The sequence below is a fragment of the Pedobacter sp. GW822-FHT03F06 genome, from assembly GCF_058801365.1.
Window position 1 is genome coordinate 1 of the sequence record NZ_JBXANE010000006.1, and the last position, 17,502, is coordinate 17,502.

The following is a 17,502-nucleotide window of genomic DNA, read 5'->3' on the forward strand; positions in this document are numbered from 1 at the left end:
TTAATTTCCGTGCCTTGCGGGACTACAAGTTTATCTCCCTCTTTTGATTATTTTATTATAAAGATAAAGATATGAGCCGGACTGACGTTAAAAGAATTGCTGCCATTGCTTTTCAAATAAGAGATCCTTCGACTCCGCTCAGGATGACAATCGAGAGGAATTGCTTATATAATTTAATCGGCTTTAGACTGCAGACTAAGGACTCTGGACTAAACCAGCACCATGCTCCAAACGCTAAACGCTTTTACGTTTTAACCTTTCGGCCTAAATACCTATTTTTGCGGCAAACAATACAAAACGAAATGAGCAATACAAGAGGACCAATATCTCAGTTTATGGAGCGTAATTACCTCCATTTTAATGCTGCGGCAATGATGGATGCGGCTAAAGGATACGAAACGCATTTAGATGAAGGTGGTAAAATGATGATCACACTTGCTGGTGCAATGAGTACTGCAGAATTGGGAATTTCACTTGCCGAGATGATCCGCCAGGATAAAGTGGCTATTATTTCTTGTACCGGTGCAAACCTTGAAGAAGATATTATGAACCTGGTAGCACACTCACATTATAAACGTGTACCAAATTACCGCGATTTAAGTCCGCAGGATGAGTGGGACCTTTTAGAGAATCATTATAACCGTGTTACCGATACCTGTATCCCTGAAGAAGAGGCTTTCCGCCGTTTGCAGAAACATATCCATAAAATATGGAAAGATGCAGATACTGCCGGCGAAAGATATTTTCCGCATGAATTTATGTACAAGATGCTTTTAAGCGGCGATTTGGAGCAATATTATGAAATAGATCCTAAAAACTCGTGGATGCTTGCTGCGGCAGAAAAGAATTTGCCGATTGTTGTACCAGGATGGGAAGATTCTACAATGGGTAACATTTTCGCCTCATATGTGATGAAAGGCGAATTGAAAGCAACTACAATGAAAAGTGGTATTGAATATATGGGTTGGTTGGCCGACTGGTATATTGCAAACAGCGGTGGCAAAGGAATTGGTTTCTTTCAGATTGGTGGTGGTATAGCCGGCGATTTTCCTATTTGTGTGGTACCAATGCTTTATCAGGATATGGAAATGGAGAATATCCCTTTCTGGAGTTATTTCTGCCAGATTTCAGATTCGACCACTTCTTATGGCTCATATTCTGGTGCTGTGCCGAACGAAAAGATTACCTGGGGTAAATTAGATATCCACACGCCAAAATTTATTGTAGAAAGTGACGCAACAATTGTTGCACCGTTAATGTTTGCCTGGATATTAAAACAATAATCATTAAAAATAAATAAACCAAATTGGTTTCTAGTATGCCCATTGGAGATAACATATCAAAAATGGGCATTTTTATTGCCTGAATGGCTTGAAACGACATTTGTTTAGAATGATTATAAATTGTATTTCCAGTCACTATTATGTCATGGGATTTATTAATAAGTTATACTTTTGTTCAAGTTTTGGTGGGGCTACCCCTAGTTCAGCATCAATTTCACAACAAAAAGTAAATTAAATAAGTATAAAGTGTTCATTATGAGAGATATCTCGATGATTTTAAAAAGCGTTTGGAAGTCGTTATTCGTATTTTCAGCAATTTCCGTAATAGCGGTTTCTACCGTAAATGCGCAGGATGCTAAAGAAGGAAGAACGCTTTTCAAAGCAAAATGTTCTTCGTGCCACGCGTTAGATGCTAAATTGGTTGGTCCAGCCTTAACCGGTGTAAGCGATCGCCATTCAGAAGAATTCCTTCTAAAGTGGATTCCTAATTCTCAAGGATTGGTTGCATCTGGAAATCCAGAGGCTGTTAAATTATTCAATGAGAATGGAAAAGTAGCAATGACTTCTTTTCCTGAATTGGATGAAACAAAAGTTAAAGACATCTTACAATACATTAAAGAAGGTGAGCCAAAAGCAGCTGTTGATCCAAATGCACCTAAGGCTGGTGCTGCAGAAAGCGGTACTTCAGGTTTATCAATTGCAGGTATTGTGGCTATCGTTGTATTGGCGATTGTTATTTTAGTAATCTTGGGCCGTGCTTCTAAATTGTTAGAGCGCCTGATTTTACAAAAACAAGGTATCGAGATTGAAGAAGATGTGCCATTAAAGGTTGGTGTGCGCAAGATGTTTAAAAACAAGAAATTTGTAATGTTTTTTATCTTGTGTTTAATCATCTGTTTAGGTTCATTCGGTTGGATGGGCATGTGGAACACTGGTGTTCATACCGGTTACCAACCAGTTCAGCCAATTAAATTCTCTCACGAGTTGCACGCTGGTATCAATCAGATCGATTGTCAGTATTGCCACAACGGCGCATTTAAATCTAAAAATGCAACTATTCCATCATTAAACGTTTGTATGAACTGCCATAAAGCTGTTCAGGCAAGAGATAAATATGATGGTGAGATTTCTCCTGAGATCAAAAAAATCTATAATGCTTTAGGTTATGATCCTGAAACACAGAAATATGATGAGGGTAAAGCTAAACCAATGGAATGGGTGCGTGTACACAACCTTCCTGATTTTGCTTACTTCAATCACTCTCAACACGTAGTTGTTGCAGAAGATGCAATCCGTAAAGCAAAAGGATTACAACCAACAGAACCTGTATGTTTCGCCTGTCACGGTCCGGTTAATACAATGGAAGAAATTTACCAATATTCTCCATTAACCATGAAATGGTGTATTAACTGCCATAAGGAAACAGATATTTCTGGTCAGAAAAATAATGCTTTCTACGCTAAGGTTATCGAAGCGCATGAGAAGATTAAAAAAGGCGAGAAAATTACACCAGCGTTATTGGGTGGTTTAGAGTGTGGTAAATGCCACTATTAATAGATAGAGTTTAGTAAGAACGTTCGAATAAACAGTAATATAGCTTAAATGGAAAGCAACAAAAAATACTGGAAAGGCTTAGAGGAGTATAACAATACACCCGATTTTGTTAAGAATAACAAAAACGAATTCGCCGAGCCACTTCCAATAGAAGATGTTTTAAATGAAGCAGGGTTAAGTACCGTTACCCCACGCCGCGACTTTTTAAAGGCGTTAGGTTTTGGTTTAGGTGCAGTAACTTTGGCAGCCTGTCAAACTGCCCCTGTTCATAAATCTATTCCTTACCTGGTAAAACCTGAAGAGGTTACTCCGGGTATTCCTAACTATTATACTTCGAGCTTTAATGGCCAGAGTATTTTAGTTAAAACAAGAGAGGGACGCCCGATTAAAATTGAACCAAATCCAAATGCGGGTCAATTTAACTGCGGTACAGATGCGAGAGCGCAGGCTTCGGTTTTAGATTTATATGATGTATCTAAACTAAAAGCACCAGCTTTAGTAAAAGACGGAAAAGCTGAAGAAACTACCTGGGCAAAAATCGACAGCTTTGTAAAAGGCGAATTGGCAAAAGCACAGGCGGGCGGAAAGAAAATCCGTATTGTATCATCAACCGTAAACAGCCCGTCTACTAATGCTGTTATTGCGCAGTTTATTGCAAAATATCCTGCTGCTAAATTGGTTCAGTACGATGCGGTTTCTTATACCGGTATTATCCAGGCTAACCAAAACAGTTTCGGTAAAGCCGTTTTACCTAAATACAACTTTGATAAAGCCGATTTAATTGTAAGTTTCAGTGCCGATTTCTTAGGTACCTGGATTAGCGGAGAAGAGTTTACTGCTCAATATACCGCTAACCGTAACTACAAATCGTTAGAAAATAAAAAAATGAGCCGCCACATTCAGTTCGAAAGTGGAATGAGCTTAACAGGTACCAATGCAGATACCCGTGTTCCGGTTAAATTATCGGAAGAAGGACCTGCTTTAATTGCTTTATACAATGCAATTACAGGTAGTGCTTTACCTGGCGGAACATTAGGTAACAACACCACTGCCGATAAAGTAATTAAATTGGTAGCTAAAGAATTGGTACAAGCTAAAGGTAAAGGCCTTGTAGTTTGTGGTTCGAACGATGTTTCTACTCAGATTTTAGTAAATGCCATTAACGCCGCTATCGGAAGTTACGGTACTACGATCGATTTGGATAACCCTTGTTATTTATATGCAGGTAACGATGCCGAATTTAATGGCTTAGTTGCTGAAATGAACCGCGGCGAAGTTGGTGCTGTTTTATTCTTAAACAGCAACCCAGTTTACGATGCTGCAAATGCAAAAGCGTTTACTGATGCATTAGCTAAGGTTCCTGCTAAAATTTCATTCTCTGATCGTGCTGATGAAACTGCAACCGCTTGTGATGCCATTGCAATTAACCATAACTACTTAGAATCATGGGGTGATGCAAACGCTTACGAAGGATATTATTCTATCGTTCAGCCAACAATCAACCCTGTTTTCAATAGCCGCCAGGCTGAAGAGAGTTTATTAACCTGGTCTGATGCTCCGGTTAAAGATTACTATCAGTTTGTGCGCAGCAACTGGGAAGCTAAAATGTTACCAGCTGTTGGTTTGAAATGGGAAGAAGTTTTAGAAAAAGGAGTGGTTACTGCAACAGCAAAAACTGCTGGGGCATATTCATTCACTCAATCTTTAGCGCAGGTTGCTACTTCGATTGCGAATAGCAGCAAAGCTTTAGCTAAGGAAGTAGAGTTACAGGTTTACGAAAGCATCCCGATGCGCGATGGTAAAAATGCAAACAACGCATTCTTACAAGAGTTACCTGATCCGGTATCTAAAGTAACCTGGGATAACTATGTTGCTCTTGCACCAAAATTTGCTGAGAAATTAAAAGTTAAAGAATTTGATGTTGTAACTGTTAAAGCGAGCAACGGATATTCAGTAGATCTTCCGGTATTGATCCAGCCAGGACAAGCACAAGGAACTGCATCTATCGCATTAGGTTATGGCCGTACCAAAACTGGTAAAGCGGGTAACGATGTAGGTAAAAATGCTTTCCCTTTTGTTTCTTTTGTAAATGGAACTTTCCAATATGCTACTTCGGTAACCATTACCCCAACGGGCGGTTACTATGAGTTAGCTCAAACACAAACTCACCACTCTTTCGAAGGCCGTGCAGTGATTAAAGAAGCTACTTTTAAAGAGTACTTAAAAAATCCTGGAGCTGGTAACGAAAAAGGCGAGCATAAAGATTACGATCTTTGGGATCAATACGAAAAACCAGGTAACAACTGGGTTATGGCAATCGATTTGAATGCTTGTACAGGTTGTGGTTCTTGTATTGTTGCTTGTAACGTTGAAAACAATATTCCTGTTGTAGGCCGTGATGAGGTTCGCCGTCGTCGTGAAATGCACTGGATCCGTATCGACCGTTATTACAGCTACGAAACTAAGGATGGTGATGTAACCAGAGAGAAAGAAATTGCTAAGTTAGAAGACTTAGATCATGTTTCTGTGGTTCACCAACCAATGTTGTGCCAACACTGTGATCACGCACCTTGCGAAACCGTTTGTCCGGTATTGGCAACTGTACACTCAAGTGATGGTTTAAATCACATGGCCTATAACCGTTGCGTAGGTACACGTTACTGTGCAAATAACTGTCCGTATAAAGTACGTCGTTTCAACTGGTTTAACTACTGGAACGATTCACGTTTCGATAACTATTTAAATAACGAGTTTACCCAATTAGTTTTAAACCCTGATGTAACTACACGTTCGAGAGGGGTAATGGAAAAATGCTCTATGTGTATTCAACGTATACAAGGTGGCAAATTACAAGCTAAACTGGAGAAACGTCCATTAAAAGATGGCGATATTAAAATGGCTTGTCAGGAAGCTTGTTCAGCAAATGCGATTGTATTTGGTGATGCAAACGATCCAAATTCAGAGGTTTCAAAAGCATTACGTTCTGAGCGTATCTACTACGTATTAGAAGAAATCAATGTGAAACCGGGTATCGGATACATGACAAAAATTAGAAATACAGATACAACAGTACAAGCGTAAGCTTTAGTATAAAGAAAATACAAATTATGTCAGGACATAACGAATCAATACTTAGAGAACCATTAATTACCGGAGATAACATCACGTATGCAAAAATTACGGATGATATTTTAAGCCCGGTAGAGAACAAGCCGAATAAGGCTTGGTGGATTGGTTTCATCGTTGCCTCATTAGGTGCTTTACTTTGGGTAGTAGCAGTAAGCTACACTTTCTGGAACGGTATCGGTGCATGGGGTTTAAATAAAACAGTTGGTTGGGCTTGGGATATCACCGGTTTCGTATGGTGGGTAGGTATCGGTCACGCTGGAACACTAATTTCGGCAGTACTATTACTCTTCCGTCAGAACTGGCGTAACTCCATCAACCGTTCGGCAGAGGCGATGACCATTTTCGCCGTAATCTGTGCCGCAACTTATGTTGTATCGCACATGGGCCGTCCATGGTTAGCTTATTGGGTTTTACCTTTACCAAATCAATTCGGATCACTTTGGGTAAACTTTAACTCACCATTGGTGTGGGATATGTTTGCGATCTCGACTTACTTCTCTGTATCATTATTATTCTGGTACACAGGTTTATTGCCAGATATCGCTACCATCCGCGACCGTGCAGTGGGTACACGTAGAAAAATCTATTCTATCTTCTCTTTTGGATGGAGTGGAAGTGTTAAAACATGGCAGCGTTTCGAAGCGGTGTCGTTAATCTTAGCAGGTATCTCTACACCACTTGTACTTTCGGTACACACCATTGTATCAATGGACTTTGCAACATCGGTAATTCCAGGATGGCACACGACCATCTTCCCTCCATACTTCGTAGCAGGGGCGATCTTCTCAGGATTTGCGATGGTATTAACCTTATTATTGGTTGCACGTAAAGTATTGGGCTTAGAAAACTACATCACCATGTTCCATATCGAGTCGATGAATAAAATCATCATCTTAACCGGATCAATCGTTGGTGTGGCTTATTTAACTGAGTTCTTCATTGCCTGGTATTCAGGTTCTGAGTATGAGCAGTATGCATTTATCAACAGGTCTACCGGTCCTTACTGGTGGTCGTACTGGATGATGATGACCTGTAACGTAATCTCTCCACAGTTGTTATGGTTCAAAAAGATCCGTTTAAGCATTAAAGCTACCTGGATTTTATCAATCGTAGTAAACGTGGGTATGTGGTTCGAGCGTTTCGTAATTATCGTTACTTCATTACACCGCGATTATATTCCATCAAGTTGGGCAATGTTCTATCCAACCTGGGTTGATATTAGTGTATTCGTAGGATCAATTGGTTTGTTCTTTACTTTATTCTTATTATTCTTAAGAGTATTGCCATCAATCGCTATAGCAGAGGTTAAATTATTATTAAAAACTGCAAGTGAGCAAGCCAAAATGAAACAGATTAAAGAAGGGCATGAGAATAAAGAATACGTTGCAGAATACGTAGAGTCTTTAGAAAAATTTGATAGTGTTAAACAAGAAGATTACGCAAAAATATAACAATGAGTGATATCAAATATATTTTAGGCAGCTTTGGCGATCCTGACGAAATGATGCACGGCATCGAAAAGCTTCAGGAAAATAACATCAGCATTCATGATGTATATACACCGATGCCTATACACGGAATAGAAGCCAAATTAGGAATTAAAAGATCTAGAATCGATATCGCAGCATTTTGCTTTGGTATTACCGGTACTTGCTGTGCATTCGCTTTGATTTATTTCTGCGCAGTAATCGACTGGAGAGTAAACATAGGTGGTAAACCATCATTCGCATTACCGGATTTTATTCCGATAATGTTCGAGCTTACAGTATTATTCTGTGCTTTCGGTATGGTGTTAACTTATTATGCATCTACTCACTTATTTCCGGGAAGAGCACCAAGAGTGATGGATTTACGTGCTACTGATGATCGTTTTGTTATTGCAGTTGATGCAAAAGACAATGTAGAACATACTGTAATTGATGGATTATTAAAAGATGCAGGTGCTTTAGAAATAAAGTATAATGAAAGGAAGTACATTAGCTATGAATAAGAATAAATTTGTTTACACGGCGTTTTTAGCTATCGCTTTTGCAGCTACCTTTTCTGCTTGTAAAGATAAACGCAGTACTGGCTTAGAATATGCCAGAAACATGTATGATCCGATTGCTTACAATCCAGATCAACCAAACAAAAATTTTAAAGATGGTAAAACAGCTCAGTTGCCACCTGCACACACTAAACCAGTAGGTTTTACTGAATATGATGAGTATCCTAATACAAAAGAAGGATATGAAGCAGCAGGTGTGAGCATGGTTAACCCTTTACCAGTAGATACTGTTAATTTAGCTCAGGGTAAACACTTATTTACCGTTTTCTGTAGCCCTTGCCACGGAGAAAAAGGCGATGGACAAGGACACTTAGTTAAAATTGAGAAATTTAGTGGTGTACCTGCTTATCAAACAGGCGCATCGTCTAGAGGTGGTAACATGGTTGATCTTACTGCAGGTAAAATTTACCACACCATTACATACGGTGTAAATAACATGGGCTCGCATGCTTCGCAAATCTCACCAACAGATCGTTGGAAAGTGGTGATGTATGTTCAACAATTACAAAAAGGACAATAGTAAAGCAGAATATAAATGGGAACTCACAATATTAATTTTAGTGAACAGTTTGAGTTTACAGGTAAAGTAAAAACCTTAAGCATTGTTGGTATCGTTATCGGTATTGCGGCTGTATTGTTCGGTTTCTTAGCCGGCGATAAAGTAATGCACGAGCGTACTTTTGCTAACCTGTTGCTTATGGCATATTACTTTGCATGCGTTTGTATGTCGGGTACATTTTTCCTGGCTGTTCAATATGTAGCTCAGGCAGGTTGGTCTGCATCAATTTTACGTGTACCACAAGCTATGGCAAAAACATTGCCTATTGCAGCTGTAATACTTGTTGTCGTAATTTCGGCAGGTTTGTACACACACAACTTATACCATCACTGGCATGCAGATGGATTAACAGATCCAAACAGTGCTAATTATGATTCTATCATTGCTGGTAAGTCGGTATTCTTAAATGTACCTTTTTTCTTAGGCCGCCAGGTGGTGTTCTTAGGTATCTATAGTATATTTTCGATCATGTTTGTTAAGTTTTCTTACAATGAAGATTTAGCAGGTGGTTTAAATTCTTACAGAAAAAGCTTTAAAAATGCTTGTATCTTCTTGGTAATTTACGGTTTTACAACGCCGATTTTTGCTTTCGATACGGTAATGTCATTAGAGGCACACTGGTTCTCAACCATGTTCGGCTGGTATAACTTCGCCGCTATGTGGGTAAGCAGTTTAGCTACTATCGCCATTATTCTTATCTTATTAAGAAGAGCTGGTTATATGCAATGGGTTAACAATAGCCACTTACACAATTTAGGTCAGTTTATCTTCGGTTTCTCTATCTTCTGGACTTATGTATGGTTTGCTCAATTCTTATTGATCTACTATGCAAACATGCCTGAAGAGACTGTATATTTCTACAAACGCTTTGAGTATTACAAGTTCTGGTTTTTCTTAAACCTGGCCATGAACTTCTTAGCGCCAGTATTATTATTAATGGACAGAGATAACAAAAGAACAGATGCGAAATTGTTGTTCGTTTCTATTGTGGTGCTTTTAGGTCACTGGGTAGATTACTACCAAATGATTATGCCAGGAGCGGTAGAAGAAGGACATAATGGTTTCGGTATCATTGAAATTGGTACTGCAGTAGGTTTCGTAGGATTGTTTACCTTTACGGTTTTAACATCGTTAAGCAAGAAACCTTTAATTGCAAAGAATCACCCATTATTACAAGAAAGTTTGCATCATCAACTGTAGTGGTGATAGGATAAAGCAAATATTTAATTATTATTATAATTAGCAGTACAGCGTACTACTTTTAAGAAAATGAGTTTAAGAAAGTTTATAACGAATAAAACGACCGCAGCTTTAGCAGTATTGATTACTGTTTTTGCAAACACTAGCGTATTTGCGCAAGATGCAGCAGCAGGTGCTGCCGCGGCACCGAAAGTTGATATGGGCGAGGTTTATAAATCGGTAATATTTTATATTCTGGTTTTCCTTGCCGTATGCTTATTCATTGCAATTATTGGTAAAGCCATAAAAGTATATGAATTAAGCCGCGAAGCACAAGGTAAACCTGTTGGTATTAACTGGAACAGGGTACACGCAAGTTTATTTGCGCTGTTTTTAGTGATCGGGTTATATGGTGTATATTGGGAATATACAGTACATGGGGCAATGTTGCTTCCTGATGCGGCATCAGAGCATGGAAAGAAAATTGATGAAATGTTTAATTTAACATTAATCATTACCACGATTGTATTTGTAGTTACCCACATCTTATTATTCGGATTTTCTTATATCTATAAATACTCGGCTAAAAGAAAAGCTTACTACTATCCACACAATAATACCATCGAAAAAATCTGGACAATTGTTCCGGCTTTAGTATTAACTGTTTTGGTATTAATGGGTTTTTTAACCTGGAGATCTATTTTCTTCAAAGTTGAAGATCCAAACCACAAACCATTACAGATAGAAGTTACTTCTGAGCAGTTTAAATGGTCTATCCGTTACCCTGGAGCTGATGGAATAGTAGGTAACAAAAACTACAAGTTAACTACTGCTACCAATACATTGGGTATCGATTTCAAAGATATCAACTCCCGCGATGATGAGATGGCTGATGAAATGGTTCTTCCTGTTGGTAAACCAGTTAAATTGATCTTAACCAGTAAAGATGTAATTCACAGTTTTTACATGCCACACTTCAGGGTACAGTTAAATACCGTACCAGGTATGAGAACTATATTTGAGTTTACGCCTACAAAAACTACTGCAGAAATGCAGCAAGAAACTAACGATCCTAACTTTAAGTACCTTTTCTTATGTGCTAAGATTTGTGGATCAGGTCACTACAACATGCAAAAAGTTGTACGTGTTGTTTCTGAGGCTGAGTACAAAACTTGGATAGCTGAACAAAAAACATACTTAAACGACGATTTAAGAAAACAATTTAATTTGCCAGTGGCACCTGCACCTGTAAAATCAGTAGCAGATTCAGCAGCTAAAGATTCAGCAGCTGTGAAAACTAACCAAATGGCTTTAAATAAATAATATTAAGCAGGAGCGAACGAATTATGTCAACAATAGCATTACACGACGAACACAATCACGATCACGCTGATCATGGGCATCATAAAGAGACTTTGATTTCAAAGTACATCTTTAGTATGGATCATAAAATGATTGCTAAGCAATTTTTGATTACCGGTATTATTATGGCGGTAATAGCAATGGGCTTATCAATTTTATTCCGTATTCAATTGGCCTGGCCAGATCAGAATTTTCCTTTCTTAGAAACATTTTTAGGTAAATGGGCTGAAGGTGGTCGTATTAAACCCGATTTTTACCTGGCTTTGGTAACCATCCACGGTACCATCATGGTATTCTTTGTACTAACAGCAGGTTTAAGTGGTACATTTAGTAACTTACTTATTCCACTTCAAATTGGAGCAAGAGATATGGCCTCGCCATTCTTGAACATGCTTTCATACTGGTTCTTCTTTATGGCCTGTGTGATCATGATGTCTTCATTCTTTATCCAAACAGGACCTGCATCTGGTGGTTGGACGGTTTATCCGCCATTATCGGTTGTAGCGAAAGCAATGCCAGGTTCTGGTTTAGGTATGACCTTATGGTTGGTAAGTATGGTACTTTTCGTGGCATCATCGCTAATGGGTGGTATTAACTACGTAAGTACAATCTTAAACATGCGTACTAAAGGTATGGACCTTTGGAAAATGCCATTAACCATCTGGGCTTTCTTTTTGACCGCTATTTTAGGTATCTTATCTTTCCCTGTTCTTGTAGCTGGGGTAGTGTTAATGGTGTTCGACCGTAGTTTCGGTACAAGTTTCTACTTATCAGATATCGTTATGGGTACCGATATTTTACCAAATGAAGGTGGTTCGCCAATTTTGTGGCAACACTTATTCTGGTTCTTAGGTCACCCTGAGGTATATATCGTAATTATGCCAGCCTTAGGTATTTCATCAGAAGTAATCTCAGTAAACTCACGTAAACCAATCTTTGGTTACCATGCAATGGTTTACTCGTTAATTGGAATTACCGTATTATCATTCATCGTATGGGGTCACCATATGTTTGTTACCGGTATGAATCCATTGTTGGGTGGTGTGTTTATGATTACAACGTTAATCATCGCGGTACCATCGGCAGTAAAAACCTTTAACTATTTAGCTACATTATGGCGTGGTAACATCCGTTTCACTCCAGCAATGTTATTTGCTATCGGTTTAGTTTCATTTTTTATCTCTGGTGGTTTAACCGGTATATTCTTAGGAAATGCTTCATTAGATATTAACTTACACGATACCTACTTTGTTGTTGCCCACTTCCACTTGGTAATGGGATCTGCAGCAATCTTTGGTATGCTTGCGGGTGTGTATCACTGGTTCCCTAAAATGTTCGGTAGAATGATGAACGCTAAATTAGGTTATCTACACTTCTGGTTAACTTTCATTGCAGCTTACCTGGTATTCTTCCCGCTTCACTTCTTAGGTTTAGATGGTGTACCTCGTCGTTACTATGCATTTACCGAATTTGAATTTATGAAGAAATGGTTAACGGTTAACGTATTTGTAACATGGGCAGCTATTATGGCAGCACTAGCTCAGGTAGCGTTCTTGTTTAACTTCTTTTATTCAATCTTTAAAGGAAAAGTATCTCCTCAAAACCCTTGGGAATCGAATACATTAGAGTGGACTGCTCCGGTAGAACATCTACACGGTAACTGGCCGGGAGAAATTCCTACCGTTTACAGATGGCCATATGATTATAGCAAACCAGGTCACGATGCCGATTTTATTCCTCAAACTGTTCCTTTCTCTCAAACCATGAGCTCTAACCTGCCTCACGATTTTGAAGGAAATGCTGAAGCAGAAAAAATACAGCAAGATTGGGAACTAGCTAACCCTGTTGCAGAAAACAAGGGCTAGTTTAAGCTTAAAATAAAATTTTAAAAGGGGTATCTGATTAAGTTTCTGCTTATCCGGATACCCTTTTCATCTTAATAGATATATGGTCAGCAGATCAGAACAACGTTTCATTAGAATTAATCTGATAACCATCATAGTTACGCTATTGGTTATACTTGCCGGTGGTATTGTGCGCAGTACCGGATCGGGCATGGGTTGTCCGGATTGGCCTAAATGTTTCGATCGTTACATTCCGCCAACTGATGTATCGCAACTTCCTGCCAATTATAAAGAGAAATATGTAGCAGGTAGGTTAAAGAAGAATGAAAAGTTTGCCAAATATCTGGAAAGCATGGGCAAAGTAGCCTTGGCTGACAGCATTAGGCATGATAAGAGTATTACCATACCTGAAGCGTTTAATCCAACTAAAACCTGGACCGAATACCTGAACAGATTGGCTGGGGTCGCAGCGGGTATATTCCTGTTTTTAACAGCTGTGTATTCATTTGCTTACCGCAAAACAGCTAAACGAATTATTGTGCTCAGTATCCTGAATCTTTTTGTTGTGGGATACCAGGGTTGGTTAGGTTCGATAGTGGTTTCTACCAACCTGGCGCAATGGGTAGTAACTGTACACATGTTGTTGGCATTGGTTATTTTAGCGATATCTATTTATACCTACAATTATGCGAAGCAATTGAATAAAGTGCCTTCGGTAATTATGTACCGAATAGCATGGTTAAAAGGATTTTTGTTTTTTACCCTCGTAATCAGTATCGTTCAGATTGTTCTAGGAACCGACGTTAGAGAAGCGGTAGATGTGATAGCAAAGTCACTTTCTTACGGAAGCAAGAATACATGGATTTCGAAAGTAGGAGAAGTATTCTCTTATCACCGCGATTTAGCTATACTCGTAGTAATTGCCAATGCAGTAGTATATAAAATGGTTATAGACCGTTTTAGTGGTAAGGCTGCGCCCTTGTTAACCGCAAGGTTTATATTAATAACGCTCCTCATACAGTTATTAAGTGGTTTTGCATTAGCATATATAGCTTTCCCACCGGCAGCGCAGGCATTACATATTTTATTCTCTACGTTGTTATTTAGTTTACAGTTTTACCTGTACTTATTGGTTTACCGAACAAGTACATATAAACAATAATATTTAAGAAAATTGAAACAATATATTTCAGATTTTTCTAAACTTATCAAATTCAGGCTATCGTTTACGGTAGTGTTTTCGGCATCGATCTCTTTTTTGATCGGGCAGAAAATGCAGGTGGGTAGAGGCCATATCCCTAGTATCGATTGGGGAAACTGGCTAATATTGATTGCTGGTGGTTTTTTAGTAACCGCTGCTGCAAACTGTTTTAACGAAATTATTGAAAAGGACTTAGATAAGTTAATGTCTAGAACTAAGGATCGCCCTATGCCAGCTGGTAGAATGACTACCGGACAAGGATTGATTTTAGGTGTTTTCATGGCATTTTTAGGTACCTGGTTGCTCGGTAAACTAAATTTAGAAACTGGTTTACTCTCTGTATTTTCGATTTTGTTATATGCTTTTGCCTATACACCATTGAAGAGAAAATCGCCAATAGCAGTTTTTGTAGGTGCCATTCCAGGTGCATTACCACCGCTTATTGGGTATTTGGCAGCATTTGGCAGCTTAAAAGCAGAAATGTTCCACGAAATTGATTATTACATTGCAGGCATTCTGTTTTTAGTTCAATTTGTATGGCAGTTTCCACATTTTTGGGCAATTGCCTGGGTTTTGGATGATGACTATAAGAAAGCTGGTTTTAGATTATTGCCAACCAAGAAAAGAGATAAAACATCGGCACTGCTTACCTTTTTAAGCACGCTGGTTTTAATTCCTGTAAGTTTACTGCCAACACTATATGGTTTTGGAGGGTATTACATTGCAGGTTTATCTTTAATCGCCGGACTTATTTTTAGCTGGCTGGCTTTTAAACTTTTAATGAGCAGAGAATTGGCCGATGCCAAGAAAGTAATGTTCTGTTCGTTTTTTTACATCCCGGCGGTACAGTTGGGCTTATTATTAAATTTTATAGCAAAATAATTTATGGTGCTAACAATGGAAAAGATGCAGGATACGTTTGACCCTAAACCAAGGAAATTTATTGTTTGGTTATTTGTCGTATCATCAACAATTATGTTTGGTGGTTTTACCAGTTATTATCTGGTATTTGCCGCCTCGAAGGGAAAGGGGCATGGCTTGGTTTTACCTGATGCTTTTATTTACTCTAGCTTAGTAATTATTGCAAGTAGCATTACCTTGATGCTTGCATCGAAGGCTTTAAGGAAACTGAACTTTAGCTTGCAGCGCAATATGCTGTGGATTACTGTAATATTAGCCATCGCTTTTGGTGTAATGCAGTTTAATGCCTGGGGAAGTATGGTTAGAACCGGAGCAACCCTGGTAGGAAATAACGCAGCAATATCATTTATCTATGTGGTATCTGGCATGCACTTATTACACATTATTGGTGGTGTTGGCCTTATTATTAATGCTTTAGCAGGAAGCTATAAAAGCCTTCCTGTTGCCAAAGTCCAGTATAGAATGGAAATTGCTTCTATTTTTTGGCATTTTATAGATATATTATGGATATATCTGTATGTTTTTTTACTTTTGAACCGTTAAATTTGTTAACAAACTATTATACTATTTCCAAATGAATGCAGTATCACAATTAGATCAAGTTAAAACCGGACCATGGAATGGTGGTCGTTCTCCGTGGTCGGTAGAATATGGTAAAATCATGATGTGGTTTTTCCTTTTGTCAGATGCTTTTACCTTTTCATCTTTATTGATCTACTACGGCGCTCAGCGTTTTTCTAAATTAACATGGCCAGCTCCAGATAAGGTTTTTCAATCTATTCCGGGTATTGCAGAACATGGCGCTCCATTAGTTTTCGTAGGTATCATGACCTTTATCTTAATCATGAGTTCGGTAACCATGGTTTTAGCGGTAGAGGCAGGTCACAGACGTTCTAAAAAAGAAGTTATCGGCTGGATGATTGCAACCATCATTGGTGGTTTCATGTTCTTGGGCTGTCAGGCAATAGAGTGGACTCACTTACACCACGATGGTTTCTGGTGGGGACATATTCCTTCAGCTGAAGAATTAAAACATTTCTTCCTTAAGCCAGAAGATGTATCATTAGTTGCAGCACAGCAATTTGCAAACTTATTTTTTACCATTACTGGTTTCCACGGTTTCCACGTATTTAGTGGAGTAATCATTAACATTATCATCTTAATCATGACAATTAATGGAACTTTTGAGAAAAAAGGACATTATCTAATGGTAGAGAAAGTTGGTTTATACTGGCACTTTGTAGATTTAGTTTGGGTGTTCGTATTTACATTCTTCTATTTGGTTTAATTTATCATATTATAAAAATATTTTTATGTCAGAGCATACACATACAACAGAAGAGCACGGGCACGGGGATCATGCAGGTTTATCAAAAGGTAAAATCTGGAAAGTTTTCGGTATCCTTTTATTAATCACCGTAATTGAATTTATCATAGCACTGGTATTAATCCCTAAAGGATATATGACCCAGCACATCGGTAATTACATTTATATCGCATTAACCCTGTTAAAAGCATTTTATATTGTAGCTTATTTTATGCACTTAAAATATGAAAAGCTAGGTTTACAACTTGCATTAACAGTATCATTCATTTTCATTATTTACTTTATTGTTCTAATGCTGATAGAGGGTGGGTTTTTAAACATCCACATGATGAACCATTAATGAAAAGAAGTCCTATAAAAAAGGTAATAATCCTGGTAAGCATTTTAGCTATACCGGGATTTTTGTTTTTTTACTTATTGCCGCACTTCGCCAAGAATAGGTATAAGAGTTTGCCCATCTTTGGTGAAAAAGTAGTTGCATCAACTTTCCACAGTGTAAAAGGAAAGAAAATCCCAGATACCATTTATCATCAGGTTCCTGATTTTAAACTCGTAAACCAGCATAACGATACCGTTACCTGGAAATCGTTACAGGACAAGATTGTGGTACTAAATTTATTTTATACCGGTGCCAACAACCAGGAAACAAATAAATACATTAAGAAACTAGCTGATGGGTATGAGCAAAAACCTTTGGTTAAGTTTTTAAGTCTGTCTGTTGATCCGCTTGATAAAGGTAGAATAAAAGATTTTGCCCAACAGTTTAAGGCAAAAGCTGGAAAATGGGATTTTCTGATAGGCGATACCATTCAAACTTATCCGTTAATCAGAAAAGGTTTATTACTTGATGTAGTTGCAGATGAAACGAAAGAGAAAACCAATTTTATTTTTAGCAATAAAATAGTGCTTATTGATAATCTACACCGCATACGTGGTATTTATGAAGCCGATGACGCTGGAGCTAATGCTAAGTTGGAAGATGAGGTAAAAGTACTTATTGCCGAGTATTTAAGGAACCTTAAAGACGGCAGGTAACTGGCTAAGTGTTTAGGGTTTTTGGGGGGGACCGTTTGAAGCCCTAAGTTGATACAAAATA

General features: G+C 38.3%; 15 protein-coding genes. All 15 read left to right on the top strand.

Annotated features, from left to right (window positions below):
* The first annotated feature begins 302 nt into the window (after positions 1-302).
* Positions 303-1,283, top strand: coding sequence for a deoxyhypusine synthase family protein (locus tag AC1RJ8_RS11575; RefSeq protein ID WP_086547898.1), 981 nt, complete (start codon positions 303-305; stop codon positions 1,281-1,283).
* A gap of 255 nt (positions 1,284-1,538) precedes the next feature.
* A complete protein-coding gene (locus AC1RJ8_RS11580; protein WP_492954218.1) occupies positions 1,539-2,837 on the top strand; it encodes a c-type cytochrome in 1,299 nt (432 codons plus the stop codon).
* A 48-nt stretch (positions 2,838-2,885) separates the two neighbouring features.
* Positions 2,886-5,918 carry a TAT-variant-translocated molybdopterin oxidoreductase gene (locus tag AC1RJ8_RS11585; RefSeq protein WP_492954217.1) on the top strand — a complete coding sequence of 1,011 codons (3,033 nt, stop codon included), beginning with the start codon at positions 2,886-2,888 and terminating at the stop codon, positions 5,916-5,918.
* Positions 5,919-5,944: 26 nt separating this feature from the next.
* Positions 5,945-7,417, top strand: a complete 1,473-nt coding sequence (gene nrfD / locus AC1RJ8_RS11590; protein WP_057931705.1) for an NrfD/PsrC family molybdoenzyme membrane anchor subunit — start codon at positions 5,945-5,947, stop codon at positions 7,415-7,417.
* A 2-nt stretch (positions 7,418-7,419) separates the two neighbouring features.
* The gene (locus AC1RJ8_RS11595; protein WP_029275887.1) at positions 7,420-7,956 is read left to right on the top strand and encodes a DUF3341 domain-containing protein; all 537 of its coding nucleotides are present in this window, start codon (positions 7,420-7,422) and stop codon (positions 7,954-7,956) included.
* Positions 7,928-8,533 carry a c-type cytochrome gene (locus tag AC1RJ8_RS11600; RefSeq protein WP_057931704.1) on the top strand — a complete coding sequence of 202 codons (606 nt, stop codon included), beginning with the start codon at positions 7,928-7,930 and terminating at the stop codon, positions 8,531-8,533. Before AC1RJ8_RS11595 ends, AC1RJ8_RS11600 begins: the two co-directional genes overlap by 29 nt.
* Before the next feature lie 15 nt (positions 8,534-8,548).
* Positions 8,549-9,772, top strand: coding sequence for a quinol:cytochrome C oxidoreductase (locus AC1RJ8_RS11605; protein WP_492954216.1), 1,224 nt, complete (start codon positions 8,549-8,551; stop codon positions 9,770-9,772).
* A 69-nt stretch (positions 9,773-9,841) separates the two neighbouring features.
* Positions 9,842-11,074: a cytochrome c oxidase subunit II gene (locus tag AC1RJ8_RS11610; protein WP_492954215.1), complete on the top strand. Its 1,233-nt coding sequence runs from the start codon at positions 9,842-9,844 to the stop codon at positions 11,072-11,074.
* A 23-nt stretch (positions 11,075-11,097) separates the two neighbouring features.
* On the top strand, positions 11,098-12,978 hold the full coding sequence (locus AC1RJ8_RS11615) for a cytochrome c oxidase subunit I (protein WP_492954214.1): 1,881 nt from the start codon (positions 11,098-11,100) through the stop codon (positions 12,976-12,978).
* Between the two features lie 82 nt (positions 12,979-13,060).
* Entirely contained in the window at positions 13,061-14,119 is a 1,059-nt protein-coding gene (locus AC1RJ8_RS11620) for a COX15/CtaA family protein (RefSeq protein WP_492954213.1), read from the top strand.
* 12 nt (positions 14,120-14,131) lie between these two features.
* Positions 14,132-15,040 carry a heme o synthase gene (gene cyoE, locus AC1RJ8_RS11625; protein ID WP_492954212.1) on the top strand — a complete coding sequence of 303 codons (909 nt, stop codon included), beginning with the start codon at positions 14,132-14,134 and terminating at the stop codon, positions 15,038-15,040.
* Between the two features lie 15 nt (positions 15,041-15,055).
* On the top strand, positions 15,056-15,622 hold the full coding sequence (locus AC1RJ8_RS11630) for a cytochrome c oxidase subunit 3 (RefSeq protein ID WP_492954211.1): 567 nt from the start codon (positions 15,056-15,058) through the stop codon (positions 15,620-15,622).
* A 31-nt stretch (positions 15,623-15,653) separates the two neighbouring features.
* Positions 15,654-16,367, top strand: coding sequence for a cytochrome c oxidase subunit 3 (locus AC1RJ8_RS11635; RefSeq protein WP_492954210.1), 714 nt, complete (start codon positions 15,654-15,656; stop codon positions 16,365-16,367).
* 25 nt (positions 16,368-16,392) lie between these two features.
* On the top strand, positions 16,393-16,746 hold the full coding sequence (locus AC1RJ8_RS11640) for a cytochrome C oxidase subunit IV family protein (protein WP_215130619.1): 354 nt from the start codon (positions 16,393-16,395) through the stop codon (positions 16,744-16,746).
* Positions 16,746-17,441, top strand: a complete 696-nt coding sequence (locus AC1RJ8_RS11645; RefSeq protein WP_492954209.1) for an SCO family protein — start codon at positions 16,746-16,748, stop codon at positions 17,439-17,441. The genes AC1RJ8_RS11640 and AC1RJ8_RS11645 overlap by 1 nt, the downstream gene beginning before the upstream one ends.
* Positions 17,442-17,502 lie beyond the last annotated feature (61 nt).